A 21863-nucleotide genomic window follows, 5' to 3' on the forward strand; every position below is an offset into this window, starting at 1 on the left:
ATGCAGCCGGCAGAAGAGCGCGGAGCTGGCGCGCGGGACATGCTCGCCGACGGGCTCTTTGAACGATTTCCGCAGCCGGATTACAACCTCTCGGTACATACCATTGCGACACTTCCCGCAGGAAAGATCGGCTACATCTCCGGCTGGATGATGGCTAATGTGGACAGTGTGGATATCACCTTGCATGGTGTAGGCGGCCACGGCGCCTATCCCCATACTGCCAAGGATCCTGTGGTTCTTGCTGCGGCAGTGATCATGGATTTGCAAACCCTGGTGTCTAGGGAGATACACCCAGCGGAGCCCGGTGTGGTTACGGTAGGCTCCGTTCATGCGGGCACCAAGCACAATATTATTTCCGATAAGGCGACGCTGCAGCTCACAGTTCGGTCTTACTCTGATGAGGTTCGGGACACGCTGCTGACAGGCATTGAGCGCATTGCGGTGAAGCAGGCTGAGGCCATGGGTTTTCCTGAGGACAAAAAGCCCGATGTTACGGTGCTTCAGGAGTACACACCGGCGCTGTGGAATGATCCTGCGCTCGTTACCCGCGGTGTTGCTGCCATGCGTGCGGAGTTGGGTGATGATGCTTTGGTGGAAATTCCGAAGGAAATGGGTGGTGAGGATTTCTCTCGCTACGGACGCACCGACGCCAAGATTCCATCGTTCATGATTCGTGTGGGTACGGTGCCTGAGCCTTTGTGGAATGCGGTTAGTCGCGGAGAGGGGCGGCTACCTTCTCTGCACTCGGCGTTCTTCGCGCCAGACCCGGTGCCCACTTTGGACACCGGTCGTCGTGCAATTACGGCGATGGTGCTTGATTTGATGACTAGCCCCTAAGCCGCCGCGCTCAGGCGGTGGCAGCTTTACTCTTGTTTAGTGCCGCGTCTTGCCTGGTGCGCCGCGCTGCCCAGCGGTGGCGCAGGTCTGAAGGGAGGGCGAGTAGCGCAGGCGTTGCGATAAGAGTCAGGATCGTCGCAAACGAGAGACCAAAAACAATCGCTTGAGATAAGGGTCCCCAGAAGGTTGCCATCTGGCCCCCAGCGGTGATGCTGCGATTGACGATATCGATAGACAGGTCGCAAGCGAGGGGGAGTAATCCGAACACCGTAGTGACGGTGGTGAGCATGACCGGGCGCAGACGCTGTGCCGCCGCGCGGACGATGGCGTCCTGAACACCGAGCTCCGGGTTTTCGCTGCGCACTACATTGAACGTGTCGATGAGTACGATATTGTTGTTCACGACAATACCTGCCAGGGCAACGATGCCCACGCCGGTGAGTACGGCGCTAAAGGGATTGCCCGTGATCATTAGACCCAGTAAGACGCCGGCGGTGGACATGATTACTGCCAGTAGAATAAGCGCACTCTGATAGAAACTGTTGAACTGTGTCACCAGCAGCACGAACATCAAAAGCAGTGACAGCAAAAAGGCGCCCTTCACGAATGCCATAGCGTCGGTTTGCTCCTCATTGGCACCGCGAAACTCGATAGAGATCCTTGGGTCGAAGGTTTGTGTTTCGAGCCACTCCTGAATTTGCCCCACCATGGTGTCAGCCAAGACACCTTGCACGACATTGGCGCGCAGCCGTTCTACCGGGAAGGTGTCAATACGCTTAAAGGTATCAACGCCAGGAGCGGGCAGGATGCGCACAAAGTTACTGAGGGGGATTTGACCCTGACGGGTACTGATCCGCAGGTCATCCATAGCGAGGATGCCCCGGTCCTGGATAGGAAATCGTGCGCGTATGTCCACGGCATCATCGGCGCCATCGGGACGGTACTCCGCGACCTTCACGCCGGTGGTGACGAGCTGTAGAGCAACGCCAGCAGCTTGTACATCGGCAGCAAAGAGTGCTGCCTGAGCTCGATCCACTTGCATGCGCCACTCAATAGAGGGAAGGGCACGAGTGTCATCGATGTCAATGAGCTCGGGCAAGCTGTCCATATGCTGCCTAATACGCAGCATCGCGGGCTCAAGAAGTTCGCGGTGTCTGGAGCGCAGTTCGAGTTGTACAGGCTTACCTACGGAAGGTCCCTGCTCCATCGCGATCACTTCTACTTTGATACCCGCGAAGTCCCCGGTACGTTCCCTAAGTTCGCGCACAACGGCAAAGCCGTCACGATCGCGATCCCACTCCGGCACAAGTTCCAGAAAAATGCTGCCAATGCGATCGCTAACAGCACCGCCGCCCATGCCGCCGCCGCCCGAGTTGCCTCCGGGGAGAATGGTGCGAGTGTTCACTGATCGAATATCCGGGACCTGTAATACTTGACGCTCCACTTCCAGAACCAGGTCATTGACTTCGCCTTCTGAAAAATTTCCGCGACCGCTGACCGAGATAGAAATGAACTGAGGGTCGGAGTCATTAAAGAACACCATGCCCGCACCAAACTTGCCATAGCTCCAAAAGACGCAAAACAGCAGGGTAAAGATTGTCCCAACAGTGGTTAAGGGGTGACGGGTAATCCACGTCATCATTCGGGCATAGGCGCCGGTGACAGTCTGTAACTGTGTTGGATCGCCATGATCGAGTTCTTCCATGGTCTCTTTTGCGGCAGCACTATGGACTGTGGGCTTTCCAAAAATTGAGCCCAGCACTGGACCAAACAACAAGGCGTAGATCAGCGACCCGGTGAGTACTGTAAACACCGTAACCGGGAGGTAGCGCATAAATTGACCCGAGATACCCGGCCAAAAGATGAGCGGAAGAAACGCAGCTAGTGTCGTCGCAGTTGAGGCGGTCACAGGCCAGAACATACGTTTTACGGCTTCGGAGTAGGCGTCCCGATGATCCATGCCCTCACTCATTTTGCGATCGGCGTACTCGGTAACGACGATGGCGCCATCAATCAACATGCCCAGTCCCAGCAACATGCCGAACATAACCATGAAGTTGAAGGTGTAACCGAGCTGGTAAATGATGATGATGGAAAACAGTAAGGAAAAGGGGATACCAAGGCCTACAATGACGCCACTGCGAAAGCCCATGGCCGCCACCACGATGACCATAACGAGCGCCAGCGCTGTCATGATGTTGCCCTGAAGCTCGGTCACCTGCACCTGGGCAAATTCCGCGGTGTTTTGTGACGGAACCACGAGAATGGTTGACGGCAATCCTTCCGTCGATTCTTTAACGACTTTTAACACCGCGTCAGCGGTATCAATTACGTTTGCATCGACGCGCTTTTTGACCTCTACGGTCATTGTTTCAACGCCATTGAATCGCGCGTGGCTGGTGCGATCCTTAAAGGTGCGACGAATGCTGGCAACATCTGACAGAGTGACCACCGAGTCACCACTGACCTGCACGGGCAGATCCATGATGTCGCTGGCAGATTCAACAATTGATGGCACTTTCACGGAGAAGCGACCTCTACCGGTGTCAATGCTTCCGGCGGGGATTAGACGGTTGTTGCGCTGGAGGATACTTACCAGCGACTCACTGGAAATCTGATAGGCCTCCAGTGCTTGAGGGTCGATAATGACTTCTAGCACTTCCTCGCGATCACCGCGTATTTCGGCGCTCAATACGGAGGGGATCGACTCAATGTCGTCACGGAGTTTCAAGGCCGTCTCATAAATCTGTCGTTCACTGGCTCCCTGACTGAGTAGATTGATCTGAATGAGTGGAAAATCGTCGACATCCAGTTCGCGCACGATGGGTTCTTCGGCCGTTGTTGGGATTTCTGATTTGCCCCGATCTACCGCCTCGCGCACATCCACGAGCGCCACATTGAGATCAATACTGGGTTCGAACTCCACGAAGATGGTAGCGAAGCCTTCCGAGGCGGTTGCACTTATCTCTTTCAGGCCCTCGATTTTGCGCAGTTCAATTTCCATGGGTTGAATAAGAAGACGCTCGGAGTCTTCCGGCGAAATACCCTCGTGGGCTATACCAATATAAAAGTAGGGCAATACGATATGCGGGTCGTTCGCAATGGGGAGAATGGACCGTGATATCAGTCCCGCCAACACCAATACGCCCATGAGCATGAGCGTGCTGCGAGAACGGTTAATGGCTAGATCAATGTAGCTACTCATAGTCGGCTTGCCATAGCCGGGGCAACGCTAACATCCAGCGCTTCCACAAGCTGGCCGCCAGACACGAACTCCTGCCCTACAGTGATCAGTCGTACCACGCCCGGGAGACCGGTGACCCAGGCGCCGTCTACTGCGTCTTCAACGATAGTGACTGGATGGAATACAACGCGACTATTTTTGTCCACAGCGCGGAGGCCGATGAGACCTGCGTCGTTGAGCGTAAACAGCGCAGGGGAGACCCGATGGGCGAGTACCGTTTGTGTTTCTACGCTGGCCACCGTGGTGAGTCCGGCGCGCAGGTGGTAATCGGGGTTCGGTACCGTAATTTCCACGGGGTAGGTACGGGTAGTGGGGTCTGACATGCTGCCCACGAAGGTGACCTCGCCCAGCAGTCTCTCGTCAGTGCTGGTGCGAGCGGTTACCGGGCTTCCCACCTTGATGTAGTCGATGTCACGTTCGGACACATTGGCTGATACGAGCAGGGGATCGAGATCAATGAGTGTCGCGCAGAGTGCACCGACAGATGCGAGGTCACCCACGTCCATGTGCAATGTTTCTATGACGCCGTCAAAGGGCGCCACAATGCGTGTTCTCTGCAGGCTCAGTTGCTGCCTGACCAAGCCTGCCCGCGCGGACTCCAGTTCCGCAGCCACCTGAGCGATACGGATCTTAGAGAGCAGGTTTCGGTCTTTGAGTTCCAGAGCGCCGGCATACTCAATTTCGGCTCTCGACAGCGCGGCGCTTGCTTCTTCTACTGAAACCTGTCGGTCGTTGACCGCCAGTTCGCACAACACAGTGCCTGCCGCAACACGATCGCCACGCTCAACCGGCCGAGTGATGACTCGGCCGGTTGTTTCGGCGCTGACCTGCGCCATGCGTTTGCTTGCGGTTTTCCCCCGAAGCATTCGCGTCAGGGTGCGCTGTTCGGCATTGAATTGCGCAACTCGCACCCGCGGAACACTTTGCTCAGTTTGCGCTAACGCCGCGGTCTTTGTGTCGATCGTGGGCTCACGCCCTGAAGTGAATATTCCTGAGGCCAGCCACAGAAGCAATCCGACGCCGATTAGAGTCGCTAATAATAGGTTCTTTTTCATGATATTTTTCGCAGATTTAGACGCCCATTATACCGTCTGCTCGAGCACTTCCGGGAGGACAAGGACAGTAATATTCACAGGCAACATACGCAGCCTTCGCGATTTTGGCTTTCTTTGATTTGTCGTTTACTTCTTGCGTGATCACTCAGCTCTGAGGTGTGCGCCCCAATCCAGATATCTTCATCTGGTGATGTTGTTATGCCTGTTAATCGCCGCGGTCGCTGTGGGCGAGGGTCTTGGACGCCGCTGCAGAGTATCGGAGTGGATTCAACGGCCAGAATCTCACGCTGTTTATGTCGCTGAAAAATATTGCCGACGAGGATATTCGGCTCAGTACTTCCTTTTTTCGGGATGAGGCTCCCGAGGCCGGGTTTGGTGTTGAGGCGGGCCTTCGGGTGAGCTTCTAAGGCTATTGGTCGATGGGCGGTGTTCTCACTCACAAAAAGTCAGTATGATCGTCCGTCGGCCAGCTCGGACAGGGAGATAGACGGTTATGGCACTGGTAGATTTCAATAAAGTAAGGCAGCTTTTTGGTGAGACGCCGCAAAGCGCGGATTCCGATCTTTTTAGGGAGCTATTTGTGCTGGTTCTTTCTCGTGCAACGGATGCGGACGCCTATACCCATCCGGCAGAGATAGCGTCAGTCCAGGCGGTAATCAAAGAGGAGCTGGGGGAAGATCTTTCTAACAGCGAGGTGCGCACCGCAGCTCTGTCGAAGATTTATGAGTCCACGCCTTTGCAAAAGTGTTTGTCCGGCGCGGCTCCCAAGTTGAGCGTGGATCAGCGACAGGCCATTCTGCGTGGTCTCGTGGCGGTCATGAATGCGGACGACAATGTCTCATCCCGGGAAGCTGAGTTTTTTAACATGGTGGTTTCAGCCTTGGGTTTGACTGCCGCTGATGCGGCCGGGCTCGTTGTCGTTTAGCCCGGACTTGTTGGACTTGTTGATAGTGCAATCCCTGATGATTGATTAGGCATTGCACTTCAGTTTTCAGTTTTCAGTGTTCTGAAAGCGCGGGACGGCTCAAACCTGAGGCGTTCTGCCCCCTAAAACCTCCTGAAATATCTCTGTATCGACGTTGCCGCCGCACAAAATCACTGCGACTCTCTGCCCCCTGTTGGCCTCTTGCTCTTGAATCGCCGCCGCTAGGGGCGCCGCGCCAGCGCCCTCACTAACGTTGTGGGTACAGCGGAAGTACATACGCATGGCTTCGGCTACTTCATCGTCGTTAACTGCCACCACGCGCTGTGCGCCCGGCCCATATATCGCTAGAGCTTCAGGTATCACAGAGCGCACGGCCACGCCATCAGCGAACGTGCGTGCCGTGGCAGTACTCTCTGGCTTACCACTGAGGAATGCCTGCTGTGCGGCGGTGGCTTCTGTGGACACGACGCCAATCACCTCTGTCTTGAGTTCCATTGCATCCCGCGCCGCAATGACGCCACAGATACCGGACCCACAGCCTATGGGTACATAGACCCGCTTGATGTCGGGTATAGCTGAAAAGAGTTCCAGAGCGTAGCTGGCCACGCCAGATACCAGCGCCGGATGAAAAGGCGGTACCAGGAAGAGGTCTTCGAGGGCTGCTTGGCGCGAGGCTTCTTCTCGCGCTTCATCAAAGTCTTCCCCAAACTCGATCAACGTGGCCCCAAAGCTGCGCATGGCATCGTTTTTCTCGCGGGCATTACCGTGGGGTACAACAATGCTTGCCTCAAGACCGGCTGCAGAAGCGGCGCGAGCTTGGCTCTGCCCGTGATTTCCGCGAGTCGCCGTTGCGATACCACGGCACTCAGGGTGTGTTCGTTTTAACCAATCTATGAAGGTGATTCCTCCGCGGATCTTGAAGGCTCCGGTCGGCGTATGGTTTTCGTGCTTTACCCAGATATCGGCACCCAACTCATCACGCAGCATCGGCCAGGCAAACTGCGCTGTGGCTGGCATATGTTGATAGACCAGCTCTGCGGAGCTGCGAATCGCGTTTAGCGAAAGAAAAGAATCAGACATTCTGAGCGCGGGACTCCAGACGAGAGGCGATCCACATGCCGGCGATCATAGCCATCACAAAGTAGTAGGTTTTGGGGTCTCCATAAAACAATGCCGTCACGGCTGGCCCCGGACAAAAGCCGTACACCCCCCAGCCGATGCCAAAGAGTGCAGCGCCGCCAATGATCAGTCCGATGAGAAACAGCCAGCGCCACAGATAGGTCGCTTGTTCAGTGAGAGCGCCCCAAAGAATGCCGCTGACGCCGGCCACTCTGCCAGCAAGGGAGAGTAATATGACGGCGGCGGCACCCATTAAAAGGCCGCCGGCTATGGCCATCAAAAATCCGAGCTCATGTTGCTTTGCGTGTCCAGGTCCAAACTGGGGCGTTATCTTGATCGTGAGTCAGTGCAATGACAAGCTGTCAAAGTGATTCATTAGCCCAACACATCATTGATTTAGGGAGTGTCCAATTGTCTGTAAGTTCGGCACAGGAAAGCGTGAGCGACAGTTTGCTTGCTGAGAAAGCAGTGGATGAACCTTTGGTAACGCCGCTCGCAGGCTTCAGGTTTATCCCCTTTCGGCGCAGCGATCTATTGCAAATGTTGCGATCGGAGGCGCGTCTAGGCCCTGCGCAAGAGCGTCGGTTTGAGGGGGCCGTTCTCGCTATCAGCGAGAACTTCAGGAATGATTTTCATGACAGTCGCCAGGCTCTGAAGGACCTCTATGCAGATCTGGACCCCGATGCCGATACTCGGCAGTTCCCCGATAGCGCTTTACCGCAGGATGAAGCTGTAAAACAGCTCACTGAGCGATTGGCTTTTTTGCTTAATCGCGCCAATTACGAAGAGCTATCCGAGGGGCAGTTGAAAAAGGCTTTTCGCAGCAAGTCATTGTTCCAGATACGTTTGCGCGTCGATCTAAAAGACTTTGGCGATGTCATGCTTTTTTGTCGGGGTAGCAGTGAGCGCACCGCGACCGTCAAGTTACTGTTCGGTTTGATCAAACGCCAAGTACGTTTTCTAAACTATGAGCGTGTCGTCTTATTTTTGAGGTTTGCCGACCGCGGGGCCAAGACCGATAGCGAGTTCACGCCCGGAAGAGTCATGATTAAGTTGTTTCAAAACGTGCCTGATGCGGATCTGGAAATGCTGTTTCCCAATACACGGGTCGCCATGCGCTGGACGGACCGGCTGCTCATTGGAATTCCTGCGCTCGCCAGTGGGGCGATCGTAGCCACAACCAAGCTCGGTGCACCGCTGCTTCTTTTGGGCGCTCTGGGAGGGTTTTGGCTGGGACTGCACAGCGAGCCCGTAGCCCTCGACAAACGAGGCCTGCTGGTGATTGGCGCTGGCATCGCGGCGCTGGGAGTCTATTTGTGGAAGCAGTGGTCGAGTTATCGCAATCGCAAGGAACGTTTTCGGCAGGCGTTGACCAGAGACCTGTACTTTAAGTTGCTGGATAACAACGCCGGTGTTTTGCTCCGCGTTCTGGATGATGCTGAGGATTCTGAGTGTAAGGAGGCTTTCGTCGCGCTGTACTTTTTGTTGGCAGAAGCCAGAGCGCTATCGGCAAAAGAACTGGATTCGGTGATCGAGGACTGGTTTGCCCTGCGTTGGTATGCGCGTCTGGACTTTGAAATCGAAGATGCCTTAAAAAAACTGGAATACCTTGCATTGGCCGAGGAACATGATGGTCTGTGGAACGTGTCGGTTCAGACGTCAACTTCTGTTGTTGATCCATCGTGAAGGGCTTTGACAACGCCGGTAGTACAGAGCCTCTTAAGCCGGGTTTGCTGGGGGATATCTACCGCCGACTCGCGCCGGTTCTTGAAGAGAATCGCCGGCGTGTGCTGCTCGCTTTGTTGTGTCTGATAGCGGCTAAGGGTGGTCTGCTGCTCATACCGTTTTTGCTCAAGGCGCTGGTGGATGGTCTCGATGCCGGCGCTGCGGCGACTCCCCTGACGTTTCTGCTGTTACTGGTGCTTGCCTACGGAGCTGCGCGGTTGGCGAATGCTCTCTTTGGTGAGCTGCGGGATACCTTGTTCGGCCGTGTCACCGAGCGAGCCATGCGACGCATCGGGCTGCAGGTCTTCGAGCATGTACACAGCCTTGATTTAGATTTCCACCTTAACCGCCGTACCGGGGGGCTGGCGCGGGATATTGAACGCGGTACTTCCGGCATCAGTTTCTTGCTGCGGTTTTTCATTTTTAACATCGCGCCGACGCTCTTTGAGATCGCCATGGTGGCGGGCATCTTGCTGTTCAGTTACGGATGGCCCTATGCGGTGATTGTTCTCGCTTCGGTCCTTTTCTATGGACTGTATTCCTTTCGCGCTACCGCTTGGCGCACCCGCTTCGTCCGCGAGGTGAACGAGGCGGATTCCAGCAGCAATACCCGTGCGGTGGACAGCCTGCTGAACTATGAAACCGTAAAGTACTTCACAAACGAGGAGTTCGAAGCCCAGCGCTACGATGATTCTCTGGCAACCTGGGAGTCGGCTCGACGTAAGAATCGCTTGTCACTGTTTGCACTCAATGGCGGGCAGGCACTGATTATTGCGGTTTCCCAGACCTGCATGCTGGCATTGGCTGCCTGGCAGGTGCAGGGGGGAGACATGACCCTTGGCGATTTCGTTCTTGTAAACCAGTTTATGTTGCAGCTGTTTATGCCTCTGGGTTTTCTGGGTTTTGTGTACCGAGAGATAAAGAGCTCCCTGGCAAACATTGAGCGCTTGTTTGAGCTATTGGATAAACGCCCGAAAGTTGCAGATAAACTGAGCGCCAGTGAATTGAAGGTCAAAGACGCGGCGCTGGAGTTCCGTGACGTTAGCTTTGCCTATGATGATGGACGGCCGATCCTAAGTGGTGTCAATTTTGCCATCCGGGGCGGTGAGAAGGTGGCGGTTGTGGGGGCGAGTGGGGGTGGGAAGTCCACTTTGGTCAAACTTTTGTTTCGCTTTTATGACCCGCAATCCGGACAGGTTCTGATCGACGGCCAGGATCTGCGCGATCTGACTCAGCAGTCTCTCAGGCGTCAGATCGCTATCGTGCCGCAGGACTGTGTGCTGTTTAACGACAGTCTTCGGGAGAATATCCGCTACGGCAACCCAGATGCAGACGAAGCAGCTTTGACGAAGGCGATCCAGACCGCGCACCTGGAGCATTTTGTCGATCGTCTTCCTGAAGGTCTTGATACGGTAGTAGGGGAGCGAGGCCTGAAACTCTCGGGAGGAGAGCGGCAGCGGGTCGGAATCGCTCGTGCAGCGATCAAGGATGCGCCTATCTTGGTGTTCGACGAAGCGACCTCCAGCCTGGATAGTCGCTCTGAGCAGGCGGTGCTGGATGCATTTACCGCCATGGCCCAGCAGCACACGACGCTAGTGATCGCCCATAGGCTCTCCACCATCGTCGATGCAGACAGAATTCTGGTTTTACAGGATGGAAATGTGGTGGAGCAGGGGAAACACCATGACCTGCTTCTTGAGAACGGGTATTATTCGCAACTCTGGCAAGCGCAACAGCGCCGTAGCGAACAGGAATAGTGTGACCGTATCTCTTTGGACATTGACCCGAGGTCAATGTGGCGCGATTGATGGCTTTGATGACGCTCTTCAGGATAAATACCGGATCCGATTGATGGAACTGGGCTTTCACCCTGGGGAGCTTGTGAGCTGTCTGCAGGCGCCCGCGTTAGGCGCTCCCAAGGTGTATCGAGTCGCGAACACCGTATTTTCACTCGACGATCAAATAGCCGCTCATATTCGGGTGCGGCCCGAAGCCCATGACTGATTCCATGCCCCAGACTCGCCACAGCGCGCTGCTGATCGGTAGCCCTAACTGCGGAAAAACCCTGTTGTTTAACCGCCTCACGGGGCTTCAGCACCGGGTAGCTAACTTTCCTGGTATTACCGTGGAGATCGCCAGCGGAAAGTTGTCCGGACACGCGGGTGTCACGCTCTATGATTATCCTGGGACCTACTCGCTCCAGGCCATATCAGGAGAGGAGCAGGTTGCCGTTGAGCAGTTTGAATTGGCGCTTAAGAATCCTGAGTTGGGTGTCGTAATGTGCGTGATTGATGTCACGCGCCTGGAAAAAAGTTTGTATTTTGCGCTGCAAGTAATCCGCGAATGTGGCCGGGCCGGTAAGCCAGTGCTTGTCCTGGCTAATATGATTGACGTGCTGGAAAACCACCACATTAGTATGGATTTAGAAGCCCTAAGTCGTGATATGGGGGCAACGGTGTTGGGTATTTCTGCGCGCACCGGACAAGGTCTTGATCATCTTGATGAGACTATTAGAGAACAGCTCTCGAACCCGCAGTGCCCAAGCGACAATCAGGATCCCGATATTCTGCTCCGCGGTAACGCTCATCAGCTTGCTCGGAACTACGGCCCCAAGGGGGATGTATTACTCCGCACTCAAAATCGTATGGACGCTTTTTTTCTGCACACAGGTTTTGGCGGTATCGCATTTTTTGCGATTATGTATTTGCTGTTCCAATCTATCTTCACCTGGTCAGCGCCGGCCATGGACGCCGTGGAGTCGGGGTTGGCTTGGCTGTCTGATTTAGTGGTGCCCATGCTGGCACCCAAGCTTGTGCAGGATTTTGCGGCAGACGCGCTGTTCTCCGGAATTGGCGCCTTTTTGGTCTTTGTGCCGCAAATTTTTGTACTGACTTTTGTGATTGGCCTCTTGGAGGATTCAGGCTATATGGCGCGAGCAGCGCTGATATGCCACCGCCCCCTGCGATTTTTTGGTCTCACCGGTAAGAGTTTTATCCCCATGCTCTCCGGCGTCGCTTGTGCGATCCCGGGTATTTATGCCGCACGCTCCATTGATTCGCCGCGCCGACGTTTTCTCACCTATATGGCCATACCTTTGATGCCATGCTCGGCACGACTTCCGGTGTATACCCTGCTAATTGCGGCGTTTATCCCCAGTACCACGGCCCTGGGTGGACTGGTGGGTTATCAAGGTTTGGCGATGTTTATGGTGTACCTGTTTGGGATGCTTTGTGGACTTCTGGTGACAGCGATGGTTTCTCGCTTTAGCACCCAACAGGAGTCTGATTTGCCTTTTGTTCTCGAGATGCCTGCTTATCGCCTGCCGACGCTCGTCCCATTACTGCGCAAGTCCTGGCGGCGTTCTCAGCACTTCATTACCAAGGCCGGCGGCATCATTATCACCGTTACTGTCGTGATCTGGGTGCTCGGATACTTCCCCAACTACGGCGCCGACTTGGGTGCGTCCTGGTTAGGTCAGATAGGTCGTTTTGTAGAGCCTGTGTTCGCTCCCATAGGTTTGGACTGGCGCTATGGCGTCGCCGTAATGAGCTCGTTTCTCGCACGAGAAGTGTTTGTCGGCACGCTGGGCGTGATGTTTGGTATCGAGGGAGCAGAAGAGAACATGGTTCCTCTGGTCGCTCAGATTCAAAACAGCGACCTGGGGCTTGCCTCGGGTGTAGCGCTTCTGGTGTTTTTCGCCGTGGCGCTCATGTGTGTGTCCACCCTGGCCGTTTTGAGTAAGGAAGCGGGCTCTAACAAGCTGGCGATACGCATGTTCTTGGTGTACAGCGGCATGGCTTACGTATTCGCGCTCATCGCCTATCAGGTGGTCACCTTTTTGGGCGGCTGATTGACTGATAACCGATCGAATGCCTGCGATGCATTCAGGGGGCTTGCTTGAGCGCCAGTAAATGCCGCTCCAAGTTCTGGACGTGCTCGTCGTGTTCTCCAATATCCCGCAGCGCATTAGCGAGCGAAAGTAGGTAGTCCGCGTTGCTGCCACTTGGTCCCTGGCTATGGGCGATGTGCTTTGCAAGCTCGGAATCTGGGGCATCGCCCAAAAAGGCGGGATTATCCGATGTGGCGATGTAAAACGTTCCCGTAACGGTTTCGTCCCGATGTTCGAGATGCAGTTTGGTGCTATGCCTTTCGTAGCCGTTTTTCTCTCTGTGATCCAAATGTTCAAAGACGGATTCCTCGACAAGGAATGCTACCCCACGACATAACGCGTCTTCGTCCTGGATAAGTGTGACAACCCGTCCGGGAGATTCAGCCGTGCCTCGATGATCGTGAGACCCTTGCCAAAAGCGCCGCGACCAGCCTCTCAACAGAGCGACCTCGCGATCCAGGTAAGGGAAGTCGACTTTGTATATTAGCGATCCGTAACCAAATACCCAGTGTTGTTCCCTCAACGTCGCTCTCCTAAGATAGTCTCTCCACAGCTGCGGCAGCTCCCGATGTTACATCTGCTCACGATGAGACTGCGTAATCTATTTGGGATAATTGTTGGGTATAGGAGATTGTAGTGAGTGACAGTGTCACAGCGATACAGGGGCTGGTAGTTGGTGCGGGAGGCGGGATCGGCAGCGCGGTAGCACAGCGCTGGAGTCAAGACTCTCGTTTCGATGCTGTGTGGACCGTGAGCCGGCAGGCCAGCGCCGAACTTACGTCTACTGTGGGTCTTCGTCCGCTTAGTACAGATCATTCTGAGGATCATATCGCAGAAATGGCGCAGCAAATTTTGCGAGGAAGTCCGCGCCTATCTCGAATAGTGATTGCCCTGGGTACCCTGCATGGCCCGTCTTACGGGCCGGAAAAGTCCCTGGATGCGCTGCAGTTGGCAGCCATGCAGGAGGTTTATCGCGTCAATTGCGTGCTCCCCATGCTATGGCTGGCCGCTCTGGCTTCGGGGCTTCGCAAAAACCCCGATTGTCGCATCGCAGTGTTAAGCGCTCGCGTGGGAAGTATCGGAGATAATCGACTGGGGGGTTGGTACAGCTACCGCAGTGCTAAAGCCGCTCTCAATATGGGCCTTAGGTCGGCTTCTATAGAGCTCGCGAGGCGGGCGAAGGGCGTAAAGCTTATTTCTTTCCATCCGGGCACGGTAGATACGGCACTCTCTGAGCCCTTTCAACGCGGCGTACCAGAGGGCAAGCTTTTCGCCCCTGGCTTTGTCGCTGAACGCCTCGATCGGGTTTTAGAAGCGCAGGTCCCCGATGGTCAGTTGTCCTACTTGGATTGGGCTGGAGAAGCAATTCCCTGGTAAGAATTCTTGAGTGTCATGCTCAGGTATTCTGGGCTATGATCCCGGGCCCGTTTTAACACCTTGGATAAAATTTAATGGTTCTTTCAGGCTTTCGACCACTGGTTTTTCTGGCAGTACTGTTGCTCACGGCGTGCGCACAGTATGACTCCGAGCGCGGGGTCGAGGTGAATTGGGACCAAGCCACACTGGATCGTTTTCAAGAAGGGGTGACCACACGTGGAGAGGTGATGGCCGAGCTGGGGCCGCCTTCGCAGCTCGTCAGCCTAGGCGACGAGACCGTCTTGTATTACTTGAATGAGTCCTCCCAGGGTGAAGGCCTGATATTGGTCGTTTACAACCGTTTTGATATCACTGCGCGATACGATAGAGCTGTGTTCATCTTTGATGAGAACGATCTTCTTGCCGATTACTCCGGGTGGATTGCAGCTTCTGATGAGGAGTAGCGCCTCTGTTCTTCTGCTGAGCCTTAGTGTGCTCCTTGGTGGATGTACGCAGTGGCACTACGAACTGGGTGAGACGCTACCAGAGAACTTTGAACGGGATGCACAGGGCAAAAGCCTAGCGAATGTCCTTGCTCAGCTGGGTCCTCCGCTGCGCTTTGCTAGCCGCGAAGATCAGCTGTTGATGGCATGGGAAGCATGGGAGGTGCGTGAGTCGGCTCTGGGCTTGAGCCTTGGTTGGGCGGGCGCTGATCTTCTTAATGTCGATTGGGGCACCGCCCGCATTGAGGGAGATTATTTGATAATGATCTTTGATGCTGAACGTCGAGTTAGCGCGGCACAGCGTATACACCGCGATGAAAGTTTGGGTAGCGGCGTGGCAATTCAGCTACTTTATAGTTTTGTGTCGGTGGTGGATGTGCAGGATTTATTACTGCCGCTGCCGCAGCACGGATGGGGCGCGAGCCAACTTCTGCCCCTTCCTCAGGTGCTCAATAACGCTCAGAGTCCTGGTATGGGCGACACAGGCCTGGAGCAACGAGGAACACCTCAGGGTGCGGGAGCCCGAACCCTTGAGTGGTTGGAGTAATTGTTTAGTGTTATTTGAAAGTCGTCATTAAATAAGCGTTGATTGTGGAGATAAAAAGATAATGGACTACCAAACCCTGCCTGAATTCCTTGACCACTGGGCTGACACCCGGGGCGACAAAATCTGGATGCGTGACCTTCATGAGGAGGGCAGTGTCGATTACAGTTGGGCTGAAGCTCGACGTCAAGTTAACGCCGTTGCCGCGGCACTCGAGGCTCGATTTGGTCACGGCCAAAGCATGATCATGCTTTCGCGTAATCGATCGCACTGGTTCATGGCTGACCTTGCAGTAATTCGCTCGGGGAACGTGACGGTGAGCATGTTTACGACACTCCCCGCGGGAACTGCGCAATACATCGCCGAATTTACCGAATCCAAGGTGATTTTTGTGGGCGAAAGCCCTAATTGGGAGGCTGTACGTCCGGTGCTGCCTGCCGATATCACCATAGTAGCGCTGCCGGGTGTTGAGATCGAAGGCGATCACCTTACCTGGGATCAATTGCTCGCTGAGGGCGAGGGTAAAGATATCAGCTACAAGTGCGCGCCGGACGACATGATGTCTCTGGTGTTTACCTCGGGTACCACCGGCGTACCCAAAGGTGTCATCCAGACACACGAGAGCAACATTGTTCCTATTAGCCGATTTATCGACGCGTTTGGAGTGCGCGATCAGCCGCGTTATTTCTCTTACCTTCCGCTGGCACATATTGCCGAGCGGCAAATCGTTGAGTACTCATCGCTGTTTTGCTGTGGAGAGGTAAATTTCAACGAGTCCTTGGAGCACATCCTGCGCGATCTTCAGAGGACGCGCCCCCACATGTTTTTTGGACCACCAAGAATTTGGGAGCAATTCCAGCAGGCAGTCATCGGTAAGTTTGGTGGTCAGGAAGCGCTTGAGAACGCATTAAAGGAAGACGCCGAAGGCATTGGGAAATTGGTGCTCGATACTATGGGCCTGGGCGAAGTGGAGTTCTGCCTTGCAGCAGCGGCACCTACGCCTCCACCGCTGATTCATTGGTGGGATTCTATGGGACTTAAGCTGATGGAGGGCTTTGGCCAAACGGAAGCCATGGGACTTATTGTCAGCAGTCACGATACTCGACGAATTGGTTCCATCGGAAAGCCTGTCGGTGAGGTTGAATACAAAATCACCGAGCAAGGTGAGTTGGCGGTGCGCGCGAACGGTTGTACTCCCGGTTACTACAAGCAGCCAGATAAAACCGCTGAACTGATTCGCGATGGCTGGCTGCATACCGGAGATAAGGCCAAAGTGGATGAAGACGGCTTTATCTACATTACTGGTCGGGTGAAGGACTACTTCAAAACGATTCAGGGCAAATTTGTTGCTCCGCCACCTATCGAAGGCATGTTCGCAAAGAACGCGTTCATTGAGCAGCAATGTCTTATCGGTCGAGGCTTCTCCAAGACGGTGATGATTGCCGTGCTCACCGATGCCGCCGCTGGTGAAAGCAAAGACGTAGTAGAAGCGTCTATTCGAGAGAGTGTCGCTGCGATTAATGACGAAATCGAAAAGCATGCGCGTATCGGTGCCGTGATTGTCAGCACAGAGCCCTGGGGCATTGAGAATGAGGTGCTTACGCCCACTCTGAAAATTCGCCGGGACAAGATCGAAGAACTCTTTGGTGAGCTCGGAGAAGGTCTTGCGCGCAAGTCCGCGGAGCAGCGGGAAGTTCTGATTCACTGGGCCTAACTCTGGTTCATAGAATCTGACTACGATGAATCAAAAATCCGGGCAGATATGGGTTGATGCCGATGCCTGCCCGGTGCCCATCAAGCAAATCCTCTTTCGTGCAGCGACACGTTCTCAATGCGCTGTCACCCTTCTGGCTAACCATGCCATGATGGTGCCGGCGTCACCCTACCTACAGTTTGTGCAGGTTCCCGCAGGCTTTGATGTGGCTGACAGCGAGATTCTCAAGCGTCTGGAGGTCAGCGATCTGGTGATCACGCAGGACATTCCGCTTGCAGCAGAAGTGGTAGAGCGGGGTGCTTTGGCAATCAGTCCCCGAGGGGAACGCTATACCGCTGAGAATGCTCGATCGCGATTAGCCGTGCGGGACTTTATGACTGAGTTGCGTGATAGCGGCGTTAACACGGGTGGTCCTCCGCCTTTGGATAACACGGACAAACAGCGTTTTGCCAACGCATTAGATAGCTGGCTGGCAAAACGCGTCTAGAGTGTGCTCATGCCTTGGTAAGAGTAGTGCTAGCGTAGGAACTCACCGCGAGTTGCTGTATCGGATTTGAATACGCCACCCAGGGCTGTAGTTCGGGTAGAGGAATTGCTGTCCATAACCCCGCGAGACTTCACACAGTAATGAACAGCGTTAATGGTGACCGCCACATTCTCGGTGTCCAGCAGGGTCTGCAGGGCAACCAATACCTGCTGTGTCAGTCGTTCCTGAACCTGTGGTCTTTGCGCAAAAAACCGCACAATACGGTTGATCTTTGACAGTCCAATGATTTTGTCGCCGGGTATGTAGGCCACGCGTGCTGTGCCGTCTATGGTCACGAAGTGATGCTCGCAGGTGCTGACGAGGTCTATTTTGTCAACGAGCACCATCTCTTCCACCTGCATCTTGTTTTCGATGACGGATATCTTTGGAAACTGGCTGTAGTCCAGTCCACTAAAGATTTCGTCCACATACATTTTTGCGATGCGGTGAGGAGTTTCCTGAAGACTGTCATCACGTAGATCCAGTCCCAGGGTCTCGGTGATCTCGCGAAAGCTGTCGCGAATTCGTTCATATTTCTGCTGGCGGGTCAGGCCATTATCCACGAGCGGTGTCTCTAGACCGCGTTCAAGTAACGCCTGCCGCACACTGTGCGCCTCGGGGCTCATGTCTTCAGCAAATTCAAGGGTTTGAGTCGCGACTGCTTGATTCATAGAGGTTCTCCTTTGTAGGGTTTTTTACGCCGGTAATCTGCTCTCGGATTGCTCCTTTTGATGCTACTTTGACTCTGCACATGGTGGGTGCAACACTCAGGTACATAAACTCAGCATTGGTTTGTTCGGGAGGACGTTGTGATGGATGGAAGCAGACCCATACGTTTAGGGATCATGGGCTTTGGCCAGACCGGACGGCAGATTTATGAGCTTGCCGCAGCGTCATCCGACATTGCCGTTATTGCGGTTGCTGATGTTGGCCGCCCCGACATATTGCATTACCTACTGCAGTCTGAAGCGCAGGACCCCACGCAGTTTCGGCTGGAAGGAAACTTCCTCTCCACGGACCGTCAGCGAACGCGGCTCATGTCCATCGATACTCCCGCAGAAATGCCCTGGGATATTTTCGATGTGGATATGGTGATTGATGCTACCGGTGTTTATCGCTCGGAGGCCGATATGCGATCGCATCTCGCCGGCGGTGCGCCCCGTGTGGTTATTCGCACCTTGCCTGATGACAATATCGACCGGATTGTTATTCCCGAGATCAATGGAAGTTCCGCAGACGTTCGGGATCGAATGATTTCTGCTGCATCACCCACCACTTCGGCACTTTGCTTGTTGCTTCACATTTTGTCAGAGCATTTTGTGATTGAGTGCGGCAGCATGACGACTGTGCATGCCTACACCTCTGATCAAGCACTTCAGGACTACGCGGGTAGCGACTACCGACGCAGTCGCGCGGCACCAAAGAACATTATCCCCAATGGGCACGATGCAGGCCGATGGCTTGGACACATATTGCCGAGCTTCGCGGGCAAGATACATACCTCCACATTGAATGTACCAGTGCAGGAAGGCTGTCTGCTCGACACTACGCTGATTCTCGACTCCGACACTGTGACGGCTGAGGATGTCAACGAAATTATGCGAGCCGGAGCACAGAAGTACCCCAGTAGTGTTTCAGTGGTGGAGGATCCGATTGTTTCATCAGATGTACTGGGGAGTGACTACTCGCTGCTGTTTGATGCCAAGGGTACGCTGAAAGCCGGGGATCACTTTATGAAGACCCTGGGTTGGTACGAAACTCGTGGGCATGCAGCACGCATGTTAGATGTGGCGAGACTATACGCCGAACTTGATCGTCAACAGGAGGTCTCGTCATGAGAGTCGCTATCAATGGATTTGGGAGAATTGGACGCTCGGTGTTTCGCATTCTTGAAGAGCGTGATGACATCGAGGTCGTGGCGGTAAATGACCTATTCGATCACGACGTGCTCCGCTATCTATTGAAATACGATACGGTCATGGGGCCGTTTTCACATGATTTGTCTTTGGATGACGATCATCTTGTTACGCCCAAAGGTCGGGTGCGCATGCTGAGTGAGCGAGCACCCTCTGCATTGCCCTGGGCAGAACTTGGTGTGGATGCAGTGGTTGAGTCCACAGGGGTTTTTCGCTCCCGTGAGCAGCTGCAAATGCACATTGACGCGGGTTCGCCGCGGGTGGTGCTCACTGTGCCGGCCAAGGACGAGATTGATTATACGGTGGTGCTTGGTGTGAATCACGAGGGCCTCAATGAATCCCACCGTATAGTGTCCAATGCCAGCTGCACAACCAATTGTTTGGCTCCGATGGCGCGAGTCCTCCATGAAGAATTTGGCATTCTCGAAGGCGTTATCAATACGGTGCACGCCTACACCAATGACCAACGTCTGGCGGATGTGCCGCACTCTGATTGGCGACGTAGTCGTGCTGCAGCGGAAAATATTATTCCCACCTCGACCGGAGCTGCGAAAGCGGTGGGCGTTGTGCTTCCAGATTTGAAGGGTCGTTTACATGGTATTGCTTCTCGAGTGCCGGTGTCCGACGGATCAGTCGTAGATTTGTTTGTGAAACTATCTCGGACTGTATCAGTCGAAGAAGTAGATCGTGCTGTGCGGGCCGCGGCGGACTCCCCGCGTATGCAGGGCATACTCCAGTACAGTGATCGGCCCTTGGTGTCGACAGATGTGATTGGCAATAGCCATTCGTCTATCTATGACAGTGGATTTACCGCGGTAACCGGCGGTCGCTATTTGCGGGTTTTGAACTGGTACGATAATGAATGGGCCTACAGTTGTCGGGTGTGTGACGTGCTTGCGATCATGAGTGACTGGTAGACTTACGATCACATGAGCTGTGCAGGCTGGCAATCTTGGTGGTCTGCGCCTAATTGAGGATTTTTTGCATCATGTTTAAACGTTTATTCGGCCTTGCGGCCCTGCTATGTATGTTTGTTAGTCCTCTCGCTCTTGCCGGAGAGTACGACGATGCGCTTCAGTCGTTTCGCGCGGCAAAGCAAACCGGACCGTTTTTTGACAATGCCTATGGCTATGTTGTGTTTCCCACCATTGGTAAGGGTGGTTTTGGTATCGGCGGGTCGCACGGCTCGGGGCGTGTTTACGCTAAAGGGATGTACGTGGGTGACACCACTATGACTCAGCTCACTGTGGGATTGCAGATGGGCGCGCAGGCTTTCAGTCAGATGATTTTTTTGGAGGACGAACGTGCGTTTAAGAGCTTCACCTCGGGCAACTTTGAATTTAGCGCCCAGGCTACAGCCGTAGCGATTACCGCCGGTGTCTCTGCAGAAGCGAACACCGGAGGCGGTACAGCGACCAGTGCCAGCGGTGGACGCAACGACGCTAACGTATCGAACAGTGGCTATCGAAAAGGACTCGCCATCTTCACCATCGCTCGCGGGGGCTTGATGTATGAAGCTTCAGTGGGCGGGCAGAAGTTCATGTACAAGTCTTTATGATAAAGGCTGCCTTGATGTTTACTTCGAGGCAGTTCCCACAATAATGACATGCAGTGCCCGGGGCCCATGTGCTCCGAGCACCAGTTGCATGGAGATGTCCGCGGTGCTAGAGGGTCCGGATATCATCATCATTCCCCGGGGACGCGAGCCGGCGCTGCTTAGGCTAGCCTGTCCCCAAATACTTTCGAGTCTTGCATGTATATCATCGCGATCGATGAGTATCAGATGATCTTGAATCAATAGGCTGTTGAGTGCCGGGTTGTTCCGATCGAGTAACAAGGCCAGAGAACCTGTTTCTGCCACCGCGCATTGGGCATAGCTTACCGACACTGTGTCCCCGGCTTGGGCAACATCAAATCGTGGTAGTAGGCCGCCGTCGCGCCAAGGCAGGGCCGCCAGACGAGGGTCGTGACCCGTCACTATTCGTCGTTGTCGATGCTTTCGTGCAATAAACTGCGAAATCTCCAGCACGGCCTCGCTGCGCGTCTTAACCACAGCGGTGGTCGCGCCGTTGCGCTGCAGATTACGTTGCAGAGCTTCGCAAAGATCAGGTGTCGGCAGCATTGCAGCGCGAGGGCTTTGGAGAGCCCTGAGTTCCGCTGCGACCTGTTCCGGAGAACTGCGTCTTGAGGCACCGCGTATCCGTGCAAAAATTTCTCTTTCGGCGTCACTTGCGCTCATTTTTGAAGGGACTCCTGATGCATTTGCTGGAATGTTTTGGCTGCAGGTGTCGGCAAGTCCCGGGCCTCAAGCCAGCCTCCGGCAAAAGGGAGCTTGCGAATCACGCCGTCGCTACGACCGATTCTGTGCATTAGGTTAACGGCCAGACTTGTGATTCGTTGATAAAGTCGGGGATGTAGGGCAAGCCAGGCATGTATTTGAATGCCAAAGCGCCAGCGTTTGGCGGTGACCCCCTGGGTGAATTTATCCCGACGAAGATCGCGCAACAGGT

General features: G+C 54.5%; 23 protein-coding genes. 15 read left to right on the top strand and 8 right to left on the bottom strand.

The annotated features are described in order from the left end of the window. The coding region (locus tag ACI9KD_RS12670) for a M20 metallopeptidase family protein (protein ID WP_414981541.1) at nt 1-837 on the top strand (837 nt) is incomplete at its 5' end. Between the two features lie 10 nt (nt 838-847). Here ACI9KD_RS12670 and ACI9KD_RS12675 read toward each other — a convergent pair. Further along, nucleotides 848-4042 (bottom strand): efflux RND transporter permease subunit, encoded by a 3195-nt coding sequence (locus tag ACI9KD_RS12675; protein WP_414981542.1) that lies wholly within the window; start codon nt 4040-4042, stop codon nt 848-850. Further along, nucleotides 4039-5136, bottom strand: coding sequence for an efflux RND transporter periplasmic adaptor subunit (locus tag ACI9KD_RS12680; RefSeq protein WP_414981543.1), 1098 nt, complete (start codon nt 5134-5136; stop codon nt 4039-4041). The genes ACI9KD_RS12675 and ACI9KD_RS12680 overlap by 4 nt, the downstream gene beginning before the upstream one ends. 236 nt (nt 5137-5372) lie before the next feature. On the opposite strand from ACI9KD_RS12680, the gene ACI9KD_RS12685 reads away from it, so the two are divergent. Both ACI9KD_RS12685 and ACI9KD_RS12690 read left to right on the top strand, forming a co-directional pair. Further along, nucleotides 5373-5543, top strand: coding sequence for a hypothetical protein (locus ACI9KD_RS12685; RefSeq protein WP_414981544.1), 171 nt, complete (start codon nt 5373-5375; stop codon nt 5541-5543). 86 nt (nt 5544-5629) lie between these two features. Next, nucleotides 5630-6061, top strand: a complete 432-nt coding sequence (locus tag ACI9KD_RS12690; protein ID WP_414981545.1) for a TerB family tellurite resistance protein — start codon at nt 5630-5632, stop codon at nt 6059-6061. Nucleotides 6062-6160: 99 nt separating this feature from the next. On the opposite strand, the gene ACI9KD_RS12695 is transcribed toward ACI9KD_RS12690, so the two are convergent. Further along, nucleotides 6161-7141: a threonine dehydratase gene (locus tag ACI9KD_RS12695; RefSeq protein WP_414981546.1), complete on the bottom strand. Its 981-nt coding sequence runs from the start codon at nt 7139-7141 to the stop codon at nt 6161-6163. Continuing rightward, complete coding sequence (locus ACI9KD_RS12700) at nt 7134-7457, bottom strand: YeeE/YedE family protein (protein ID WP_414981547.1); 324 nt, start codon at nt 7455-7457, stop codon at nt 7134-7136. Before ACI9KD_RS12700 ends, ACI9KD_RS12695 begins: the two co-directional genes overlap by 8 nt. A gap of 134 nt (nt 7458-7591) precedes the next feature. Here ACI9KD_RS12700 and ACI9KD_RS12705 point away from each other — a divergent pair, with 134 nt between their 5' ends. The 4 genes from ACI9KD_RS12705 to feoB are packed head-to-tail and all read left to right on the top strand — an operon-like array spanning nt 7592 to nt 12755. Next, nucleotides 7592-8866: a TMEM143 family protein gene (locus ACI9KD_RS12705; protein WP_414981548.1), complete on the top strand. Its 1275-nt coding sequence runs from the start codon at nt 7592-7594 to the stop codon at nt 8864-8866. Between the two features lie 44 nt (nt 8867-8910). After that, on the top strand, nt 8911-10662 hold the full coding sequence (locus ACI9KD_RS12710) for an ABCB family ABC transporter ATP-binding protein/permease (protein WP_414981563.1): 1752 nt from the start codon (nt 8911-8913) through the stop codon (nt 10660-10662). A 1-nt stretch (nt 10663) separates the two neighbouring features. Next, on the top strand, nt 10664-10909 hold the full coding sequence (locus ACI9KD_RS12715) for a FeoA family protein (RefSeq protein WP_414981549.1): 246 nt from the start codon (nt 10664-10666) through the stop codon (nt 10907-10909). Next, on the top strand, nt 10902-12755 hold the full coding sequence (gene feoB, locus ACI9KD_RS12720) for a ferrous iron transporter B (RefSeq protein WP_414981550.1): 1854 nt from the start codon (nt 10902-10904) through the stop codon (nt 12753-12755). The genes ACI9KD_RS12715 and feoB overlap by 8 nt, the downstream gene beginning before the upstream one ends. Nucleotides 12756-12789: 34 nt before the next feature. Here feoB and ACI9KD_RS12725 read toward each other — a convergent pair whose 3' ends face one another. Then, on the bottom strand, nt 12790-13317 hold the full coding sequence (locus ACI9KD_RS12725; RefSeq protein ID WP_414981551.1) for a gamma-glutamylcyclotransferase: 528 nt from the start codon (nt 13315-13317) through the stop codon (nt 12790-12792). 113 nt (nt 13318-13430) lie between these two features. On the opposite strand from ACI9KD_RS12725, the gene ACI9KD_RS12730 reads away from it, so the two are divergent. From ACI9KD_RS12730 to ACI9KD_RS12750, 5 genes are all read left to right on the top strand, one after another. Continuing rightward, on the top strand, nt 13431-14171 hold the full coding sequence (locus ACI9KD_RS12730) for an SDR family NAD(P)-dependent oxidoreductase (protein WP_414981552.1): 741 nt from the start codon (nt 13431-13433) through the stop codon (nt 14169-14171). A 74-nt stretch (nt 14172-14245) separates the two neighbouring features. Then, entirely contained in the window at nt 14246-14614 is a 369-nt protein-coding gene (locus ACI9KD_RS12735; protein WP_414981553.1) for a hypothetical protein, read from the top strand. Beyond that, a complete protein-coding gene (locus ACI9KD_RS12740; protein WP_414981554.1) occupies nt 14604-15200 on the top strand; it encodes a hypothetical protein in 597 nt (198 codons plus the stop codon). The genes ACI9KD_RS12735 and ACI9KD_RS12740 overlap by 11 nt, the downstream gene beginning before the upstream one ends. A gap of 61 nt (nt 15201-15261) precedes the next feature. Next, a complete protein-coding gene (locus ACI9KD_RS12745; RefSeq protein WP_414981555.1) occupies nt 15262-16911 on the top strand; it encodes an AMP-binding protein in 1650 nt (549 codons plus the stop codon). A gap of 25 nt (nt 16912-16936) precedes the next feature. Next, nucleotides 16937-17398, top strand: a complete 462-nt coding sequence (locus tag ACI9KD_RS12750; protein WP_414981556.1) for a YaiI/YqxD family protein — start codon at nt 16937-16939, stop codon at nt 17396-17398. Between the two features lie 29 nt (nt 17399-17427). Here ACI9KD_RS12750 and folE read toward each other — a convergent pair whose 3' ends face one another. Continuing rightward, entirely contained in the window at nt 17428-18108 is a 681-nt protein-coding gene (gene folE, locus ACI9KD_RS12755; protein ID WP_414981557.1) for a GTP cyclohydrolase I FolE, read from the bottom strand. Between the two features lie 141 nt (nt 18109-18249). Between folE and ACI9KD_RS12760 the strand changes: the two genes are divergently transcribed. The 3 genes from ACI9KD_RS12760 (at nt 18250) to ACI9KD_RS12770 (ending at nt 20911) form a co-directional block, all read left to right on the top strand. Continuing rightward, entirely contained in the window at nt 18250-19275 is a 1026-nt protein-coding gene (locus ACI9KD_RS12760) for a glyceraldehyde 3-phosphate dehydrogenase NAD-binding domain-containing protein (RefSeq protein ID WP_414981558.1), read from the top strand. Further along, complete coding sequence (gap, locus tag ACI9KD_RS12765; RefSeq protein WP_414981559.1) at nt 19272-20270, top strand: type I glyceraldehyde-3-phosphate dehydrogenase; 999 nt, start codon at nt 19272-19274, stop codon at nt 20268-20270. Before ACI9KD_RS12760 ends, gap begins: the two co-directional genes overlap by 4 nt. Before the next feature lie 71 nt (nt 20271-20341). Beyond that, entirely contained in the window at nt 20342-20911 is a 570-nt protein-coding gene (locus tag ACI9KD_RS12770; protein WP_414981560.1) for a YSC84-related protein, read from the top strand. Between the two features lie 18 nt (nt 20912-20929). Here ACI9KD_RS12770 and ACI9KD_RS12775 read toward each other — a convergent pair whose 3' ends face one another. Together ACI9KD_RS12775 and ACI9KD_RS12780 are read right to left on the bottom strand one after the other, a co-directional pair. Continuing rightward, nucleotides 20930-21592: a LutC/YkgG family protein gene (locus ACI9KD_RS12775; RefSeq protein ID WP_414981561.1), complete on the bottom strand. Its 663-nt coding sequence runs from the start codon at nt 21590-21592 to the stop codon at nt 20930-20932. After that, the coding region (locus ACI9KD_RS12780) for a lactate utilisation protein LutB domain-containing protein (RefSeq protein WP_414981562.1) at nt 21589-21863 on the bottom strand (275 nt) is incomplete at its 5' end. The genes ACI9KD_RS12775 and ACI9KD_RS12780, both read right to left, overlap by 4 nt.

Source organism: Congregibacter sp. (assembly GCF_047617445.1).
GTDB lineage: Bacteria > Pseudomonadota > Gammaproteobacteria > Pseudomonadales > Halieaceae > Congregibacter.

What these genes read in the sequence shown, in the direction of transcription:
- ACI9KD_RS12675 (WP_414981542.1), bottom strand. Translation starts at nt 4,042, where the DNA reads ATGAGTAGCTACATTGATCTAGCCATTAACCGTTCTCGCAGCACGCTC.
- ACI9KD_RS12680 (WP_414981543.1), bottom strand. Translation starts at nt 5,136, where the DNA reads ATGAAAAAGAACCTATTATTAGCGACTCTAATCGGCGTCGGATTGCTT.
- ACI9KD_RS12690 (WP_414981545.1), top strand. Translation starts at nt 5,630, where the DNA reads ATGGCACTGGTAGATTTCAATAAAGTAAGGCAGCTTTTTGGTGAGACG.
- ACI9KD_RS12695 (WP_414981546.1), bottom strand. Translation starts at nt 7,141, where the DNA reads ATGTCTGATTCTTTTCTTTCGCTAAACGCGATTCGCAGCTCCGCAGAG.
- ACI9KD_RS12700 (WP_414981547.1), bottom strand. Translation starts at nt 7,457, where the DNA reads ATGGCCATAGCCGGCGGCCTTTTAATGGGTGCCGCCGCCGTCATATTA.
- feoB (WP_414981550.1), top strand. Translation starts at nt 10,902, where the DNA reads ATGACTGATTCCATGCCCCAGACTCGCCACAGCGCGCTGCTGATCGGT.
- ACI9KD_RS12735 (WP_414981553.1), top strand. Translation starts at nt 14,246, where the DNA reads ATGGTTCTTTCAGGCTTTCGACCACTGGTTTTTCTGGCAGTACTGTTG.
- ACI9KD_RS12740 (WP_414981554.1), top strand. Translation starts at nt 14,604, where the DNA reads ATGAGGAGTAGCGCCTCTGTTCTTCTGCTGAGCCTTAGTGTGCTCCTT.
- ACI9KD_RS12745 (WP_414981555.1), top strand. Translation starts at nt 15,262, where the DNA reads ATGGACTACCAAACCCTGCCTGAATTCCTTGACCACTGGGCTGACACC.
- ACI9KD_RS12750 (WP_414981556.1), top strand. Translation starts at nt 16,937, where the DNA reads ATGAATCAAAAATCCGGGCAGATATGGGTTGATGCCGATGCCTGCCCG.
- folE (WP_414981557.1), bottom strand. Translation starts at nt 18,108, where the DNA reads ATGAATCAAGCAGTCGCGACTCAAACCCTTGAATTTGCTGAAGACATG.
- ACI9KD_RS12760 (WP_414981558.1), top strand. Translation starts at nt 18,250, where the DNA reads ATGGATGGAAGCAGACCCATACGTTTAGGGATCATGGGCTTTGGCCAG.
- gap (WP_414981559.1), top strand. Translation starts at nt 19,272, where the DNA reads ATGAGAGTCGCTATCAATGGATTTGGGAGAATTGGACGCTCGGTGTTT.
- ACI9KD_RS12770 (WP_414981560.1), top strand. Translation starts at nt 20,342, where the DNA reads ATGTTTAAACGTTTATTCGGCCTTGCGGCCCTGCTATGTATGTTTGTT.
- ACI9KD_RS12775 (WP_414981561.1), bottom strand. Translation starts at nt 21,592, where the DNA reads ATGAGCGCAAGTGACGCCGAAAGAGAAATTTTTGCACGGATACGCGGT.